Origin of the sequence: Aeromonas sp. QDB18 (assembly GCF_027705325.1) — a bacterium.
GTDB lineage: Bacteria > Pseudomonadota > Gammaproteobacteria > Enterobacterales > Aeromonadaceae > Aeromonas > Aeromonas caviae.
This window is the reverse complement of sequence record NZ_JAPDBQ010000095.1, coordinates 1-16,097: the sequence shown is the minus strand read 5'-3', so window position 1 is coordinate 16,097 and position 16,097 is coordinate 1. Positions and strand designations below refer to the sequence as shown.

Below are 16,097 nucleotides of genomic sequence, written 5' to 3'. Positions count from 1 at the left end.
AAAGCCAAACCACAGAAGTATGCGACGAGAAAACCTAGTAAAAACAATGCCAGTCAGGCTTAACTGACTGGCATTAGCCCCATGGGCGGTCTTATTTATGGTTTGCTCAGACTCGGGGTCAGAGGCTGGGCAGAGTCCCGGCCGGGATCAGGTCGTTGTAGCTGGCACGGCTCAGCAAGGCGGCGGCCGCCTCGATGTCCGGTGCAAAGTACCTGTCCTTGTCATAGAAGCTGACCTCTTCCCGCAAACGGCCCTTGGCCAGCTCGATGAGCTCGGTGGAGCGCAGGGGAGCGCGGAAGTCGAGCCCCTGGGCCGCTGCCAGCAGTTCCACCGCCAGGATGCCACGGGTGTTCTCGGCCATGTCCGCCAGCCGGCGACCGGCGAAGGTGGCCATGGAGACGTGGTCCTCCTGGTTGGCCGAGGTGGGCAGGCTGTCTACCGAGGCCGGGTGGGCCAGGGTCTTGTTCTCGGAGGCCAGGGCCGCCGAAGTGACCTGGGCGATCATGAAACCGGAGTTCACCCCGCCGTTGTTCACCAGGAAGGCCGGCAGGCCGGACATGCGCGAGTCGATGAGCAGCGCCATGCGCCGCTCGGACAGCGACCCGATCTCGGCGATGGCCAGGGCCAGGTTGTCGGCGGCAAAGGCCACGGGTTCTGCGTGGAAGTTACCGCCGGAGATGATCTCCTCATCCTCGGCAAACACCAGCGGATTGTCGGAGACCGCGTTGGCCTCGCACACCAGCACCTCGGCGGCCTGGCGGATCTGGGTCAGGCAGGCCCCCATCACCTGGGGCTGACAGCGCAGGGAGTAAGGATCCTGCACCTTCTCGCAGTTGTGGTGGGACATGCCGATCTCGCTGCCGTCCACCAGCAGGTGGCGGTAGCAGGCGGCCGCATCGATCTGGCCGCGCTGACCGCGCACCTCGTGGATGCGGGCATCGAACGGCCGGCGGCTGCCCAGCGCCGCTTCAACGCTCATGGCACCGATGGTGATGGCGCCGGCGTAGAGATCCTCGGCATGGAACAGCCCTTCCAGCGCGAAGGCGGTGCTCGCCTGGGTGCCGTTGAGCAGGGCCAGCCCCTCTTTCGGCGCCAGGGCGATGGGCTCCAATCCTGCAATCTTCAGGGCAGTGGCGGCGTCGATCAGCTCGCCCTTGTGACGGGCCTTGCCTTCACCGATCAGCAGGCAGCTCATGTGGGCCAGGGGCGCCAGATCGCCGGAGGCGCCGACGGAGCCCTTCTTCGGCACCACGGGGTAGACTTCGGCATTGATGAGGGTCATCAGGGCCTCGAGCACCGTCAGCCGGATGCCGGAGAAGCCACGGGCGAGCGAGTTGACCTTGAGCACCATCATCAACCGCACGGTGGCGTCATCCATGTACTCGCCAATTCCTGCCGCATGAGAGAGCACGATGGAGCGTTGCAGCTCGTCCAGCTGCTCCACCGGGATCCGGGTATTGGCCAGCAGGCCAAAGCCGGTGTTGATGCCGTAGACCACCCGGTTTTGCTCGATCACCTTGGTGACCACGGCGGCGGAGGCGTGGATCCCCGCCAGGGCAGCCGGATCCAGGCTGACGTGTACCGGCTCACGGCTGACACGGCGCAGGGTGGCGAGGCAGAGTTTGCCCGGTTGCAGATTGAGTTCGAACATCTTATTTCACCCCTTTGCCGGTGGCGTCGATCATCGGCAGATCCAGTTTCGCCTCATGGGCACAGTTGATGGCAATCTCGTAGCCGGCGTCGGCGTGACGCATCACCCCGGTGGCCGGGTCGTTGCGCAGCACGCGGCCGACCCGCTTGGCGGCATCGTCGGTGCCGTCACAGACGATCACCACGCCGGAGTGCTGGGAGAAGCCCATGCCCACACCGCCACCGTGGTGCAGAGAGACCCAGGTCGCGCCGCCGGCGGTGTTGAGCAGGGCGTTGAGCAGCGGCCAGTCGGAAACGGCGTCGGAACCATCCATCATGGATTCGGTCTCGCGGTTCGGGCTCGCCACCGAGCCGGAGTCAAGGTGGTCACGGCCGATGACGACCGGAGCCTTCAGCTCGCCATTCTTCACCATCTCATTGAAGGCCAGGCCCAGGCGCACCCGATCCTTGACGCCAACCCAGCAGATCCGCGCCGGCAGGCCCTGGAAGGCGATGCGCTCGCGGGCCATGTCGAGCCAGTTGTGCAGGTGGGGATCGTCCGGGATCAGCTCCTTCACCTTCTGGTCGGTCTTGTAGATGTCTTCCGGATCACCGGAGAGGGCCACCCAGCGGAACGGGCCAATGCCCTCGCAGAACAGCGGGCGGATATAGGCCGGCACGAAGCCCGGGAAGTCGAAGGCATTCTTGACCCCCTCTTCCAGCGCCATCTGGCGGATGTTGTTGCCGTAATCGAGCGTGGCGGCGCCGCGGGATTGCAGGGTCAGCATGGCTTCGACCTGACGGGCCATGGAGCGGCGAGCCGCCACGTTGACCTCGTCCGGTGCACTCTTTTGCAGATCGCGCCATTGAGCCACGCTCCAGCCCTGGGGCAGGTAGCCGTGTACCGGGTCATGGGCGGAGGTCTGGTCGGTCACCACGTCCGGCGTGATGCCGCGAGCCACCAGCTCGGCGAAGACATCGGCGGCGTTGCCGAGCAGGCCGACGGAGACGGCGGTGCCGCTGCGTTTGGCCTCCTCGATCATGGCCAGCGCCTCATCCAGGCTGTGGGCCTTCTTGTCGACGTAGCGGGTACGCAGACGGAAATCGATACGGGTCTCGTCGCACTCCACGGCGATCATGGAGAAACCGGCCATGGTGGCGGCAAGGGGCTGGGCACCGCCCATGCCACCCAGGCCCCCGGTCAGGATCCAGCGGCCTTTGGGCTCGCCATTGAAGTGCTGGTTCGCCACCGCGAAGAAGGTCTCGTAGGTGCCCTGCACGATGCCCTGGGTGCCGATGTAGATCCAGGAGCCAGCGGTCATCTGGCCGTACATCATCAAACCCTTTTTATCGAGCTCGTTGAAGTGCTCCCAGTTGGCCCAGTGGGGCACCAGGTTGGAGTTGGCGATGAGCACCCGCGGCGCATCCTTGTGGGTCTGGAACACCCCGACCGGCTTGCCGGATTGCACCAGCAGGGTCTGATCGTCCTCGAGCCGGGTCAGTACCTCGACGATCTTGTCATAGCAGGCCCAGTTTCGGGCGGCGCGGCCGATGCCGCCGTACACCACCAGGGACTGGGGATGCTCGGCAACATCCGGATCCAGATTGTTCATCAGCATCCGCAGTGGCGCTTCGGTGAGCCAGCTCTTGGCGGTCAGCTGGGTGCCGTGGGGAGCACGGATCACGCGGCTCGGATCGTGGCGGGGATCCTGGTGTTGTACAGACATAGACACTCCTTGTTTAGCGATGCAGTCAGGCGGCGCGGTGCGCCACTACTTGGTCAACTGGTGAACCAGGCGCGCAGCCACGCGGGCACTGCGGTTGTCCTGATCCAGGTTCGGGTTGTACTCGGCCAGATCGGCGAGCCTGAGCTTGCCGCTGGCCCGGATATGGGCGATGAGCGGTTCGATGACCGCCAGCTCCACGCCGCGAGCAGCGGGCGCGCTCACTCCCGGCATCACCGCCGCCGGCAGCACGTCGAGATCGATGGTGAGATAGAGGTGGTCGCAACGGGCGATGAAGGCATCCAGCCCGCCTAGCAAGGCTGGCAGCTCGGTCTGCGTCATCGCCTCGTCCAGCACGTGCCAGACTCCCAGCGCCTCGGCGCGGGCAAAGAGCGCCGCGGTATTAGCGGTTTCGGCCACCCCGAGACAGGCATAGTGAAAGGGGGTGCCCTGGGCGGCGCACTGCTCGGCAATCTGGAAGAAGGGGGTGCCCGAGCTCGCCTGCTCCTGTTTCATGCGTAGATCGAAGTGGGCGTCGAAATTGATGATCCCGACCCGCCCTTCGCCACCAAGATGACGGTTCAGGCCGCTCCAGCTACCGAACGCCACCTCGTGGCCGCCTCCCAGCACCAGGGGGAAGTGCCCCTGATCCAGCGCACTCGCGACCCGTTCGGCCAAGCGCCCGTGGGCGGCATCGAGATCGCCGTCCTCACAGGCCAGATCCCCGCCGTCATAGACGGGGGCGCCCAGATGCCAGGCCGTGTTGGCCAGCAGCTTGCGCACCGCCAGCGGTGCACCGGCCGCGCCGACCCGCCCCTTGTTGCGGCGCACCCCTTCGTCACAGGCAAAGCCGAGCAGCACCACGCCGGGTTCGCGATTCCCCTGCCAGGGTTGCACCCTATCGTGCCAGCGCAGGGCCAGCTCGCCGTCTTCGGGATCCTGACGCCCCTGCCAGACCGACATGTCGATCCCGTTAAACTTATCCATGAAGGGTTTCCTCCCCGTTGACCACACGGCTCACCAGCTGATCGACGCCGATGAGGTAGCTGAGCTCGGCCGGATGGCCGCAGTTCCAGACAAGGAAATCCGCCAGCATGCCGACCTTGAGCTGCCCCAGCCGTTCCTGCTCGCCAAGCGCCCTGGCGGCGTGGCGGGTCACCCCGGCCATGGCCTCCACCGGGGTCAGGCCAAGCAGGGTGCAAGCCATGTTCATGGCCATGCGCAGGGAGACGATGGGGGCCGTGCCCGGGTTGATGTCGGAAGAGACAGCCATGGGTACCCCCGCCTTGCGCAAGGCAGCGATCGGGGGCAGCTTGGTCTCCTTGAGGAAATAGAAAGCGGTGGGCAGCAGGGTGGCGACCACGCCACGGTGGGCCAGCGCCTGGATCCCGTCCTGATCCAGATATTCCAGATGATCCACCGAGAGGGCGCCGAAGTGGGCGGCGAGCGTGCTGCCCCCCAGGTTGGAGAGCTGATCCATGTGCCCTTTCACCGCGAGGTTGTACTGATCCGCCGCCAGATAGACCTGCTCGGTCTGGGCAAGGGAGAAGCCGATGTGCTCGCAGAAGACATCCACCGCATCCGCGAGACCTGCCTCGGCCGCCGCCGGGATGATCTCCTGGCAGATGGTCTCGACCCAGGAGTCGGGATCGTCGCGATACTCCGGCGGCACCGCATGGGCCGCCAGCAGCGTGGTCTTGACCCGGATGGGCTGCGTCTCTCCCAGACGACGGGCCACCCGCAACATCTTGAGCTCGTCTTCCAGGGTGAGGCCATAGCCGGACTTGATTTCGACTGTGGTGACCCCTTCCCGGATCAGGGACTTGATCCGCGGCAACGCCAGCTCATAGAGCCGCTCCTCGCTGGCTGCCCGGGTGGCGCGCACCGTGCTGATGATGCCACCCCCCTTGCGGGCGATCTCCGCATAGGGGACTCCCTTCTGGCGCAGCTCGAACTCTTCGGCGCGGCTGCCGGCGAAGATGAGGTGGGTGTGGCAATCGATGAGACCGGGGGTGACCAGCTTCCCCTTCATGTCCTGCCAGGAGGCGGCATAGGGGCCCTTGAGATCCTGCATGGGGACCAGAGCGTGGATCTTGCCATCCCGCACGCCAAGGGCATGGGGCTCCAGCAGGCCGTAGTCCGCCAGATCGGGGCGCAGGGTGGCGGGTGTCACGTTGAGCCAGACCCGCTCGCAGTTCAACAGTTCCTTGTTCATACCGACCCCTAAATGTATATACAATAATTTATAGCCGATCTCTGAAAAGAAAGGAAGGATCAAGTTCACATCTTGATAACAGTGGCTTTATTAGAGTGTAAGCACAAAAAAGCCCACCGAGAGGTGCAATGCTGTTCACTTAAGAGAATTTGAGTTCCAGTCCACGTAGTATCAGGGCTAAAAAATGAGGGAGGCATGATGCCTCCCTCTTTCTATTGCAAGCCACGCTGGATAAAGGCTGAAGGAACATCGACTGGAAACAGCCTTGCTCCCCCAACTCAAGTCGCATTTATGAATAATTAGTCAAAAATGTGCTTATCTGAACAGCATTGCACCGAGAGGTGGGCTTTTAAATGCTTAATTTGTATATACAATTATGCGAGACGCGTCTTGGAGCTCAGCTTGTAGCGGGAACCCGGCGACAACAATCTGGCATAGGAGACCAGACAGCCGTCTGACCAGGTGCGCCGGTGCAGCAGCAGGCAGGGGGTGTCGACCCTCACTTGCAGCAGTCCGGCTTCACCAGCACTCGGCAACACGGCTTCTACCACGTGCTCCATCTCGGAGAGGGGGCAGATCTCCATCAGATAGCTGTTTGGCGTCTGCTGGGTGAAATCCTGCTCGCCATAGCCGGGCAGTCGCTCGGCATCGACGAAGCGCTCCTCCAGTTGCAGCGGCTCCCCATCGGCCTGATGGACGATGAGGCTGTGAAAGGTGGGCGCCCCGACCCGCAGGCCCAGACGCACCGCCACTTTCTCGTCGGCGGCCTGACGTTGCAGCCGGATCACCCGCGCGCTGTACTCGCTGCCCCGCTCGGCGATCTCGTCTGCAATATTGCGAATCGCCAGGAGCGGCGACTCGGTACGCCTGTCGGCCACGAAACTGCCGGATCCGGCGGTGCGCACCAGCCAGCCTTCGGCCACCAGCTCACGCAGCGCCTTGTTCACCGTCATGCGGCTCACGGCAAACTGCTCGCACAGGGCGGCCTCGGTCGGGATCCGGTCGCCCGCCTGATAGTGGCGTTCGCGGATCCCGTCCAGGATGTGCTGCTTTATCTGAAGGTAGAGCGCAGGAGCCACCGGATGGTCCTCAGCGGCGACGATGGGGCGGACGCATGTCCGGCCAGGCGCGATAGACGTCCGGGATCTGGTCAGGGCCGCTGATGCAGAGATCGAGATCGTGCAGCAGGCCATCCTTGATGCCGTAGATCCAGCCGTGCACCGCCAGCTCCTGCCCCTTGCGCCAGGCATTCTGGATGATGGTGGTGTGACAGACGTTGGCGACCTGCTCGGCCACGTTCAGCTCGCACAGGTAGTCGAAGCGCTCGTGCTCATCCTCGATGGCTTCGAGCTGTTCGCCGTATTTGAAGTAGACGTCCTTGATGTTGCGCAGCCAGTTGTCGATGAGACCCAGCTCCTGGTTCTGCATCGCAGCCTTGACCCCACCGCAGCCATAGTGGCCGCAGACGATGATGTGCTTCACCTTGAGCACCTCCACCGCGTATTGCAGCACCGAGAGGCAGTTGAAGTCGGTGTGCACCACCAGGTTGGCGACGTTGCGGTGGACAAAGACGTCCCCCGGCAAGAGCCCCATCAGCTGGTTGGCGGGAACCCGGCTGTCGGAACAGCCGATCCAGAGGTACTCGGGTGCCTGCTGGGCGGACAGGGTAGCGAAGAAATTGGGATCCTCGGCCTTGATCCGTTCCGCCCACTCGCGGTTGTTGGTAAACAAGTCGTTCAACAGTTTCACTTCTGCTCTCCCTACTGTGGCAGTGGCGGCAACATACCATACACAAGGGTAACCAAGGCAAGGCCGACCAGATCCCCGCAAAACAAAAACAGGGCCATCAGGCCCTGCTTCTTACCGGAGGAGGCCGTCAGGCATCCATGGCATCTTTCAGCTTCTTGAGCGCGTTTTTCTCAAGCTGGCGCACCCGCTCGGCCGAGACGCCGTAAGTATCGGCCAGCTCCTGCAGGGTGGTCTTGCTCTCGTCATCGAGCCAGCGGGCACGGATGATGTGCTGGCTGCGCTCGTCCAGGGTCGCCATGGCCGCACTCAGGCGACGGGTGGCATGGCTGTCCCAGTTGTCGTTCTCGATGTTCGCCGCGAGATCGGAAGATTTGTCTTCCAGATAGTGCACCGGCGCGAAGCCACCCTCGTCTTCATCGTCACCGACCAGGTCGAAGGCCTGATCGTAATTGCTCATGCGCGCTTCCATCTCGGTGACGTCGGCAGCGGATACCCCGAGGTCGGCAGCCACGGCCTGCACCTCTTCGTGGTTCAGCCAGCCCAGACGCTTCTTGGACTTGCGCAGGTTGAAGAACAGCTTGCGCTGGGCCTTGGTGGTCGCCACCTTGACCATGCGCCAGTTGCGCAACACATATTCGTGGATTTCGGCCTTGATCCAGTGCACGGCGAAGGAGACCAGACGCACGCCCACGCTCGGGTCGAAGCGTTTGACGGCTTTCATCAGGCCGATGTTGCCTTCCTGCACCAGATCGGCCTGAGGCAGGCCATAGCCGGAGTAGCTCTTGGCCACGTGAACGACAAAACGCAGGTGCGACATAACGAGCTGGCGTGCAGCTTCGAGATCGCCATCCTGCTGCAGACGCATCGCCAGTTCGCGCTCTTCCTCTGCGCTCAGCACAGGGATCGAGTTGACGGCCTGGATATAGCCTTCCAGACTACCTTGCGGAATCAGAGCCATAGTGCGTTGCAATGAAGTTCCCATGTTCTACCTCTTACTTTTCAATCGAATCAGTCTAACACCCTGAGAAGACGTGTCTACCGACCAGGTATCATTCTGCGTGCTGCATCATACATCACCCCAGCATGAACCCGGCCTATCTTAGGCTGACGGCATGAATCATAAATGAACAGTCAAAAAAAAGGGGTCACAGTAAAGGACCCCTGAAAAGTAGCATGCTAAGTCCATTGTTGCGGAGCTCGCAACCTTCACATGCTTGCCAAGTCAGACGAGCAAGGCATAGGGGCCATACCCGTATTCATTCTGCTGCAGTCAATAGACCATTGATAAATCAAAAGGTTCAGAGGATCCACATATGATCCTCGGCGCAGACACCATTCAGATTACTCTGAGAAAGTGGCCCGTGCCAGAAACGGGCCACTCTTTTACTTGATCCAGTTCGCAAAATCCAGCGCTTTAAAATGCTGACAAATTAATCAGGACGGTTCTATGTCGCGAATGTGTCTGTGTACCGAGAACCAGGAGGCGATCAACCCCAGCAGGGCGCCCAGCAGTATGAGATTGAAGCCGTCGAACGCCCCCATCCCCACCAGACGGAAGTTGCTGTTGTAGAGCCCCGCCAGCTCCTTCACCACCCCCTCGCTCCAGATCACCATCACCTCGGTCAGCCACCAGGCCAGCATGCCGCCAATGACCCCGAACCAGATGCCCGTATAGAGGAAGGGACGGTGGATGAAGGCATCGGTCGCTCCCACCAGCTTGAGCACTTCAATCTCGGAACGCTGGTTCAGGATATTCAGGCGCAGGGTGTTGCCCACGATCAGCAACACGGCGGAGAGCAGCAACACCGCGATACCTGTAATGGTGTGGCGCAGCAGGTTCATGATCCCCTGCAACCGGGTCAACCACTGCAGATCCAGCTTGCCCTGCTCGATACCGGGCTCGTTCTCTAGCTTGGCGAGCAGCTCGGCGGCCCCTTCGGGATTCTGCCAGCGCGGATCCGGGATCACGCTCAGCACCGGCGGCAGCGGGTTGCTGTCCAGATAATCCAGGGCATCACCGAAACCGGAGATCTGCCGAAATTCCCTGAGCGCCTCGTCACGGTTCATATAAGTGACGGACTCCACTTCCGGATAGAGCAGGATCCGCTGCTTCATGTCGAGGATGCTCTGCTCCGGCAGATCCTTGCGCAGATAGAGGGAGATCTGGGAGCTGGTCTGCCAGCTCCCCTCTACCACTTCGGCATTCTTCAGCAATACGTGGAAACAGGAAGGCAGCGCCAGACTCACGCCAAGCACTGCCAGGGTCATCAGGGAGGCGAGCGGGTTGCGCCACAGCTCACCCAGGCTGGCAAAGGCCTGACGCACATGATCCACCCCATACATCATCAAACGACGCAACGGCGGCTGTTTATGACGAACAATAGCCATCAGCGATCCTCCCCGGACGAATACATGCGACCCGCCTTGAGGGTCAGGGTGCGGTAGCGCATCCGGGCGATCAGCCCCAGATCGTGAGTGGCAATCAGCACGGAGACGCCGAAGCGGTTGAACTCCTCGAACAGGCGCATGATGTCCATGGAAAGCTGGGGATCCAGGTTGCCGGTCGGCTCGTCCGCCAGCAGCAGGGGGGGTTTGTTGACGATGGCACGGGCGATGCCGACCCGTTGCTGCTCACCACCGGAGAGCATGCGCGGCTGGTAGCGCTCCTTGCCGAGAAGCCCGACCTTGTCGAGCGCCGCCGCCACCCGCTTGTTGATGTCCCCATGGCTGTAGCCATCGATCACCAGGGGCAGGGCGACGTTGTCGAACACGGTACGATCCATCAACAGGCGGTGATCCTGGAAGATCATACCGATCTGGCGGCGCACGTAGGGGATCTGACTGCGCTGGATGTGGCTGACGTCATCGCCGTGGAAGAAGACGCGGCCGTCGGTCGGTCGTTCCATCACGCTGATGAGCTTGAGGAGGGTACTCTTGCCCGCCCCCGAATGGCCGGTCAGGAAGGCCATCTCCCCCTTGCGCAGGTGAAAACTGACCTTTTGCAGCGCTTGATGACCGCCACTGTAGACCTTGCTGACCTTGTCAAAACAAATCATAACGGTTCCCTGAGATTGACAAACCCCGACCGGGATAAAGCATGGGGCGCTCACTCCCCCGTACCGGCACAACACCTAGATGACAACACCGGTCACAACCATGCCACATGTCATCCTTGTCCGGATGAGCCATGCCTGCGCCCTCATAGTGACATACCCCGACCGGAGTCGGGGTATGGAACACATGCTTGTCACGGCCGGGCCGGCTCATGTCAGCCGGATTTATTCTTCGCGGCTGAAGAGCGCCTCGATGAAGTCGTTGGCGACGAACGGGCGCAGATCGTCGATCCCCTCGCCCACCCCGATGTAGCGGATCGGGATCTGGAACTTGTCGGCCACCGCGAAGATGACACCCCCCTTGGCGGTACCGTCCAGTTTGGTGAGGGTGATACCGGTCAGGCCCACCGCCTCGCTGAACAGCTTGGCCTGGCTCAATGCGTTCTGGCCGGTGCCTGCGTCCAGAGTCAGCATGATCTCGTGGGGCGCGGCATCGTCCAGCTTCTTCATCACCCGCACCACCTTCTTGAGCTCCTCCATCAAGTTGCTCTTGTTCTGCAGGCGGCCGGCGGTATCGGCGATCAGCACGTCAGCCCCGCGGGAGCGGGCAGCCTCGATGGCGTCATAGATGACGGAGGCGGAGTCGGCACCGGTGTGCTGGGCAATCACCGGAATGTTGTTGCGCTGACCCCACACCTGCAGCTGCTCGACCGCAGCGGCACGGAAGGTATCGCCAGCGGCCAGCATTACGCTCTTGCCCTCGGCCTGGAACTGTTTGGCCAGCTTGCCGATGGTGGTGGTCTTGCCGACGCCGTTCACACCGACCATCAGGATGACGTAAGGCTTCTTGCTGGTGTCGATCACCAGGGGCTGCTCGACCTTGGCCAGCATCTCGCCCATGTCCTGTTTGAGCAGACCGTAGAGCGCCTCGGCGTCCTTGAGCTGCTTGCGGTCCGCGTGCTGTACCAGCCCCTCGATGATGCGGGTGGTGGTGTCGACGCCAAGATCGGCGGTCAGCAGCTGGGTCTCCAGCTCTTCGAACAGATCGTCATCGATCTTCTTGCCGCTGAACAGGCCGAAGAAACCGGAACCGATATTCTCCCTGGTACGCACCAGGCTGCGTTTGAGGCGGGCAAAGAAGCCCTCCCGCTGCGGCTTCTCCTGAGTGTCGTCGTCCACCTTGGCGGCCAGCGGCAGAGCGGCCAGCGCGGCGGCCTCAGCCTCCATCGCGGCGACCAGACGCAAATCTTCCGCTCTCTGGGCCTCTTTGGCGACACGAGCGTCCTCGGCAGCCTGAGCTTCGGCGGCAATACAAGCCTCTTCCGCAGCGCGAGCTTCGGCGGCAATACGAGCTTCTTCTGCTGCACGGGCTTCGGCAGCGATGCGAGCTTCTTCTGCAGCGCGAGCCTCGGCGGCAATACGGGTCTCTTCTGCAGCGCGAGCTTCGGCGGCAATACGGGCTTCTTCTGCGGCGCGAGTCTCGGCGGCGATGCGAGCCTCTTCCGCAGCGCGGGTCTCGGCAGCAATACGGGCCTCTTCTGCAGCGCGAGCCTCGGCGGCAACACGAGCCTCTTCCGCAGCGCGAGCTTCGGCGGCAACACGGACCTCTTCTGCGGCTCGGGCTTCGGCGGCAACACGAGCCTCTTCCGCAGCGCGAGCTTCGGCGGCAACACGGGCCTCTTCTGCAGCGCGAGCCTCGGCGGCAATACGGGTCTCTTCTGCAGCACGAGCCTCGGCGGCAATACGGGCCTCTTCTGCGGCGCGGGCTTCGGCGGCAACACGAGCCTCTTCCGCAGCGCGAGCTTCGGCGGCAACACGGGCCTCTTCCAAAGCGCGGGCTTCGGCGGCGACAATGGCTTCTTCTGCGACCTGAGCTTCGGTTGAGATCAAGGCCTCATTGACGATGACGGGCTCAAGCTCGCCCTCCGGCTCTTCCACAACCAGAGGGCCTTCGTCAGGGCCGCTCAGCAGCGCTTCGGGCTTGGCGGCGGGGGCATCAGCCGGGGCAACATCGGCGACAGGCGCGGGAACAGCGGCGGCCTCCGACTCGACTACCGCCGGGGTAGCGTCGGGCGCCTGCGATGGAACGGCCTCAGCCTCTTCTTTCTTGCGGCCGAAACCCAGCCAGGAAAACAAACCTTTTGCCATCTAAAAATACTCACATCAAAGGCTGACTGCTAAGATAGCCGTCCCTCGGCGGGTCGGCATAAAAATGAACCGCCTTATACTATCACTTTATTTTCTGACGACGAAACGCGATGCCCAGAGTGAAATCCAGCCGTAACAGCCCGAGCAAGAGCCCGGCCCCCCAGGGGCGAGCGGGCGTGGTACGAATCATCAGCGGCCAATGGAAGGGGCGCAAACTCCCCGTCAGGGATGTGGAAGGGCTCAGACCCACCACGGATCGCGTCAAGGAGACCATCTTCAACTGGCTGGCTCCCCACGTGCGCGGTACCCGCTGTCTGGATCTGTTCGCCGGCAGCGGCGGGCTGGGGCTGGAAGCCTTGTCCCGCTATGCCGAACAGGTCACCCTGATCGAGATGGACAGAGGCGCCGCCGACCAGCTCAAGAAGAACCTGACGACCCTGGGCAGCAGCCAGGGGCAGGTGATCCAGGCTGATGCCGTGAGCTGGCTGCAAGGCCCGGCCACGCCGTTCGATCTGGTCTTTCTGGACCCACCGTTTCGTCGCGAGCTGCTGCCCCAGGTGTGCGAGCTGCTCGAGCAGCGCGGCTGGCTGGCATCCGATGCCCTCATCTATCTGGAGCGGGAAAAAGAGATGGCCGATCTGGCGCTGCCCGCCAGCTGGAAACTACTCAAGGACAAGCAGGCGGGTCAGGTCTGCTATCAGCTCTATCTGCGGGACACCAAGCATGACGCTGCTGTTTAAAGGGGAGATGGGCACAGTCCCCTTCTCCGTCAATTTGGACAACGGCTCAAGGACAAGCAGGTCGATCACATCAGGCCTGCTATCAACTCTATGTACGGGAGGTAAACGATGAAGCGGGTGTTTAATCTGTTGGCGATGGGGGTGCTGCTGTTCTTCTGGTTCGGTGTGGCACTCGCCCTGCTGGGCACCCTGCCGGGCAAACTGAACGGCTTTCTGCCGGTGTGCGGCGTCATCGTGATATTGATGCACTGGGTACAGGCCAGCATGATCAAGGCGGCCTGCAAACCCTACTTCGCGGTCACTCGTCTCGAATTCACCCAGGTGCTGATCTTCGGGGTGTTCGGCATGATGGATATCCGCACCAAGCTGCAGGCCATCATAGACGCCAGGAAGAAGGGAGAGACTCCCCCCAGGGCCGACTAGGCCACCCCCGGCCCGACCAGAAGGAGTGATTCGTCACTCCTTTTGCGTTTTTCCGAGGCTGATTCCCAGCTTGATGGAGAGAGCGGCGAGCAGCAGCAGCATGGCAATGAGGGAGAAGAAGTTGCTGCCAAGCTCGGGGTACTGCACCTTGACCAGGGCAGAATGGCCGAACACGCCGATAAAGAAGCAGAGCAGGATGCAGCTGGGTGTGTTGCCCACCATGGGCTCATGGCGATAGTGCTGATAGAGCTGGCTGGCCGCCAGCAACAGGGCGATGAGGGGGTAGAAGGAGAAGGGGACGACCGACTCCGTCAAGGCCGACAGAAAGGCATCGCCACAGATACCGATCAGCAGGGCCAGCACCAGGGGCTTCTTCGGAATCGCGTTCGGTTCATGCATGAGGCTGTCCATCCTTGCGTTATGTGAGAGATTCGTGGCGCTTGCGGTTCTGCACCTCGGCGCCCATGGCGATCATCCGCAACTGGCTGATGGTGCGCTCCGACAGTGCCTTGCACTCTTCCGGAGTCATGTCGAGGGCGTCTGCACCGGCGCTGAAGACGATGGTCACCATGGCCTCGGCCTGGATATAGGCCTCTTCCCGTGGCGCCTGCGTGGTGGCTTCCAGATAATCGGTCAGCTCGGCGATGAAGTGCTGGATCTCCCGGGCCACCGCCTGACGGAATGCAGCCGAGGTGCCGGAGCGCTCGCGCAGCAGCAGCCGGAAGATGTTCGGGTTGTTTTCGACGAATTCCATGAAGGTCTGCACCGAGGTGCTGATGACGCTGCCACCACCGGCAATGCGCTGGCGCGCCTGGCGCATCAGTTGGCGCAGGGTCAGCCCTCCCTCGTCCACCAGCGTCAGCCCCAGCTCTTCCATGTCCCGAAAGTGGCGATAGAAGGAGGTCGGCGCTATGCCCGCCTCTCTGGCCACTTCCCGCAGGCTGAGGTTGGAGAAACTGCGGTTGGCGCAGAGTTGACTGAACGCCGCCTCGATCAGCGTACGCCGGGTTTTTTCTTTTTGTTGCGCGCGAATACCCACGAAAACAGTCACCTTGAGATTAGCGAGGCCAGATGATAACCCGAAGGCGGGGCCGGGATCAGGTTTGTCTCCGACTTTTTTACCATTGACCCGCATTCCGGCTCAATGGAGAATAGTGAACAGCTGTTCGCTGAAAGGAGCCGAGTGAAATGGACCGCCCCCCGATCATCATGACCAACACCCTGCTGTTCGCCCTCTCCGGGCTCACGGCACTGATAGCGGTCCCCTGGTATGGACTGAGCCAGGGCTACGACCTCTGGCAGTGGCTCTGCTTCCTGCTGCTGTTCTGCTATTGCGGCATCTCCATCACCGCCGGCTACCACAGGCTCTGGTCCCACAAGTCCTACAAGGCGCACCCGGCCCTGCAATGGATCTTCGCCATCGGAGGCGCGCTCGCCCTGCAAAACTCGGCGCTGCACTGGTCCTCGGATCATCGCCGCCACCACCGCCACGTGGATGACAACCAGAAGGATCCCTACAGTGCGGGTCGCGGCTTCTGGTACTCCCACATCGGCTGGATGCTGCGGGAATACCAGCGCGATACCTACCACGACTACAGCAATGTACGCGACCTGCAAAACAACCCCGTGGTCGCCTTCCAGCACAGGCACTATCTCGCCCTGGCTCTGGTCACCAACATCGGCATTCCGCTGCTGCTCGGCCTCCTGCACGGGGATTTGCTCGGCATGATGCTGCTGGCCGGGGTGCTGCGCATGGTGATGACCCATCACACCACCTTCTTCATCAACTCCCTGGCCCACATCTGGGGCAGCCAGCCGTTCACGGATCGCAACAGCGCCCGGGACAACGGCATCCTGGCCTTCTTCACCTTTGGCGAGGGCTATCACAACTTCCATCACCTGTTCGAGAACGACTACCGCAACGGCATTCAGTGGTGGCAGTTCGATCCCACCAAGTGGCTGATCCGCACCGCCGCCTGGTGCGGGCTCGCCAAAGACCTGAGATCCTGCCCGGAGGAACGCATCGAGCAGGCCAGGCTGGAGATGCAACTCAAGCGCGCCCAGGCCAGAGTGCACCAGCAGGACGACAGGGAACGCTGGCAGGCACTGCTGCAGGAGGAGTACGACAAGCTGAGCCTGCAGATCCAGCACTACTATGCCAGCCGCAAGTCACTGCTGGAGCAGCGCAAGCGCACAGCCCTCGCACGCTACGACAGGCTCAGGCTGCAACTGGAGTACCGCACATTGCGAGACGGTTTCCTCGTTGCCAAGCGCAACTGGAGTCGTCTGCTGGCGGGCCTCGCCTGATCGCCGAGACATCACGCAAAAGACCGCCAGCAGGCGCAATGCTGTTCACTTAAGAGAATTTGAGTTCCAGTCCACGTAGTATCAGGGCTAAAAATGAGGGAGGCATGAT

The 16,097-nt window shown here is 62.2% G+C and carries 15 protein-coding genes; 3 read left to right on the top strand and 12 right to left on the bottom strand.

Annotation, left to right across the window (positions count from 1 at the left end; all coding sequences use genetic code 11):
- Positions 1 to 118 precede the first annotated feature (118 nt).
- The 10 genes from hutH to ftsY all read right to left on the bottom strand — a co-directional run bounded on the left by hutH (position 119) and on the right by ftsY (position 12,518).
- Positions 119 to 1,651: a histidine ammonia-lyase gene (gene hutH, locus OKC30_RS14275; RefSeq protein ID WP_160839416.1), complete on the bottom strand. Its 1,533-nt coding sequence runs from the start codon at positions 1,649 to 1,651 to the stop codon at positions 119 to 121.
- A 1-nt stretch (position 1,652) separates the two neighbouring features.
- Positions 1,653 to 3,356 carry a urocanate hydratase gene (gene hutU, locus OKC30_RS14270; protein WP_042015303.1) on the bottom strand — a complete coding sequence of 568 codons (1,704 nt, stop codon included), beginning with the start codon at positions 3,354 to 3,356 and terminating at the stop codon, positions 1,653 to 1,655.
- 45 nt (positions 3,357 to 3,401) lie between these two features.
- Positions 3,402 to 4,340 carry a formimidoylglutamase gene (gene hutG / locus OKC30_RS14265; protein ID WP_039040414.1) on the bottom strand — a complete coding sequence of 313 codons (939 nt, stop codon included), beginning with the start codon at positions 4,338 to 4,340 and terminating at the stop codon, positions 3,402 to 3,404.
- Complete coding sequence (gene hutI, locus OKC30_RS14260; RefSeq protein ID WP_160839418.1) at positions 4,333 to 5,568, bottom strand: imidazolonepropionase; 1,236 nt, start codon at positions 5,566 to 5,568, stop codon at positions 4,333 to 4,335. The genes hutG and hutI overlap by 8 nt, the downstream gene beginning before the upstream one ends.
- Positions 5,569 to 5,942: 374 nt before the next feature.
- Positions 5,943 to 6,647: a histidine utilization repressor gene (hutC, locus tag OKC30_RS14255; protein ID WP_041212197.1), complete on the bottom strand. Its 705-nt coding sequence runs from the start codon at positions 6,645 to 6,647 to the stop codon at positions 5,943 to 5,945.
- Between the two features lie 10 nt (positions 6,648 to 6,657).
- Complete coding sequence (gene can, locus OKC30_RS14250; RefSeq protein WP_010672606.1) at positions 6,658 to 7,317, bottom strand: carbonate dehydratase; 660 nt, start codon at positions 7,315 to 7,317, stop codon at positions 6,658 to 6,660.
- Between the two features lie 127 nt (positions 7,318 to 7,444).
- Positions 7,445 to 8,299 carry an RNA polymerase sigma factor RpoH gene (gene rpoH, locus OKC30_RS14245; RefSeq protein ID WP_029313526.1) on the bottom strand — a complete coding sequence of 285 codons (855 nt, stop codon included), beginning with the start codon at positions 8,297 to 8,299 and terminating at the stop codon, positions 7,445 to 7,447.
- Between the two features lie 452 nt (positions 8,300 to 8,751).
- The gene (gene ftsX / locus OKC30_RS14240) at positions 8,752 to 9,705 is read right to left on the bottom strand and encodes a permease-like cell division protein FtsX (RefSeq protein WP_270664209.1); all 954 of its coding nucleotides are present in this window, start codon (positions 9,703 to 9,705) and stop codon (positions 8,752 to 8,754) included.
- On the bottom strand, positions 9,705 to 10,373 hold the full coding sequence (ftsE, locus tag OKC30_RS14235) for a cell division ATP-binding protein FtsE (protein ID WP_270664207.1): 669 nt from the start codon (positions 10,371 to 10,373) through the stop codon (positions 9,705 to 9,707). The genes ftsX and ftsE overlap by 1 nt, the downstream gene beginning before the upstream one ends.
- 222 nt (positions 10,374 to 10,595) lie before the next feature.
- Positions 10,596 to 12,518: a signal recognition particle-docking protein FtsY gene (ftsY, locus tag OKC30_RS14230; protein ID WP_160838425.1), complete on the bottom strand. Its 1,923-nt coding sequence runs from the start codon at positions 12,516 to 12,518 to the stop codon at positions 10,596 to 10,598.
- Positions 12,519 to 12,628: 110 nt separating this feature from the next.
- Here ftsY and rsmD point away from each other — a divergent pair, with 110 nt between their 5' ends.
- Positions 12,629 to 13,258 carry a 16S rRNA (guanine(966)-N(2))-methyltransferase RsmD gene (gene rsmD / locus OKC30_RS14225; RefSeq protein WP_029313522.1) on the top strand — a complete coding sequence of 210 codons (630 nt, stop codon included), beginning with the start codon at positions 12,629 to 12,631 and terminating at the stop codon, positions 13,256 to 13,258.
- A 108-nt stretch (positions 13,259 to 13,366) separates the two neighbouring features.
- Positions 13,367 to 13,681, top strand: a complete 315-nt coding sequence (locus OKC30_RS14220) for a DUF1145 domain-containing protein (RefSeq protein ID WP_010672600.1) — start codon at positions 13,367 to 13,369, stop codon at positions 13,679 to 13,681.
- A 33-nt stretch (positions 13,682 to 13,714) separates the two neighbouring features.
- Here the strand turns inward: OKC30_RS14220 and OKC30_RS14215 are convergent, their stop codons facing one another.
- Together OKC30_RS14215 and fabR are read right to left on the bottom strand one after the other, a co-directional pair.
- Positions 13,715 to 14,080 (bottom strand): YijD family membrane protein, encoded by a 366-nt coding sequence (locus tag OKC30_RS14215; protein ID WP_010672599.1) that lies wholly within the window; start codon positions 14,078 to 14,080, stop codon positions 13,715 to 13,717.
- A 19-nt stretch (positions 14,081 to 14,099) separates the two neighbouring features.
- A complete protein-coding gene (fabR, locus tag OKC30_RS14210; protein ID WP_010672598.1) occupies positions 14,100 to 14,720 on the bottom strand; it encodes an HTH-type transcriptional repressor FabR in 621 nt (206 codons plus the stop codon).
- 149 nt (positions 14,721 to 14,869) lie between these two features.
- Between fabR and OKC30_RS14205 the strand changes: the two genes are divergently transcribed.
- Positions 14,870 to 15,988, top strand: coding sequence for a fatty acid desaturase (locus OKC30_RS14205; RefSeq protein WP_160838421.1), 1,119 nt, complete (start codon positions 14,870 to 14,872; stop codon positions 15,986 to 15,988).
- Positions 15,989 to 16,097 lie beyond the last annotated feature (109 nt).

What these genes read in the sequence shown, in the direction of transcription:
- hutH (WP_160839416.1), bottom strand. Translation starts at nt 1,651, where the DNA reads ATGTTCGAACTCAATCTGCAACCGGGCAAACTCTGCCTCGCCACCCTG.
- hutU (WP_042015303.1), bottom strand. Translation starts at nt 3,356, where the DNA reads ATGTCTGTACAACACCAGGATCCCCGCCACGATCCGAGCCGCGTGATC.
- hutG (WP_039040414.1), bottom strand. Translation starts at nt 4,340, where the DNA reads ATGGATAAGTTTAACGGGATCGACATGTCGGTCTGGCAGGGGCGTCAG.
- hutI (WP_160839418.1), bottom strand. Translation starts at nt 5,568, where the DNA reads ATGAACAAGGAACTGTTGAACTGCGAGCGGGTCTGGCTCAACGTGACA.
- rpoH (WP_029313526.1), bottom strand. Translation starts at nt 8,299, where the DNA reads ATGGGAACTTCATTGCAACGCACTATGGCTCTGATTCCGCAAGGTAGT.
- ftsX (WP_270664209.1), bottom strand. Translation starts at nt 9,705, where the DNA reads ATGGCTATTGTTCGTCATAAACAGCCGCCGTTGCGTCGTTTGATGATG.
- ftsE (WP_270664207.1), bottom strand. Translation starts at nt 10,373, where the DNA reads ATGATTTGTTTTGACAAGGTCAGCAAGGTCTACAGTGGCGGTCATCAA.
- ftsY (WP_160838425.1), bottom strand. Translation starts at nt 12,518, where the DNA reads ATGGCAAAAGGTTTGTTTTCCTGGCTGGGTTTCGGCCGCAAGAAAGAA.
- rsmD (WP_029313522.1), top strand. Translation starts at nt 12,629, where the DNA reads ATGCCCAGAGTGAAATCCAGCCGTAACAGCCCGAGCAAGAGCCCGGCC.
- OKC30_RS14220 (WP_010672600.1), top strand. Translation starts at nt 13,367, where the DNA reads ATGAAGCGGGTGTTTAATCTGTTGGCGATGGGGGTGCTGCTGTTCTTC.
- OKC30_RS14215 (WP_010672599.1), bottom strand. Translation starts at nt 14,080, where the DNA reads ATGCATGAACCGAACGCGATTCCGAAGAAGCCCCTGGTGCTGGCCCTG.
- OKC30_RS14205 (WP_160838421.1), top strand. Translation starts at nt 14,870, where the DNA reads ATGGACCGCCCCCCGATCATCATGACCAACACCCTGCTGTTCGCCCTC.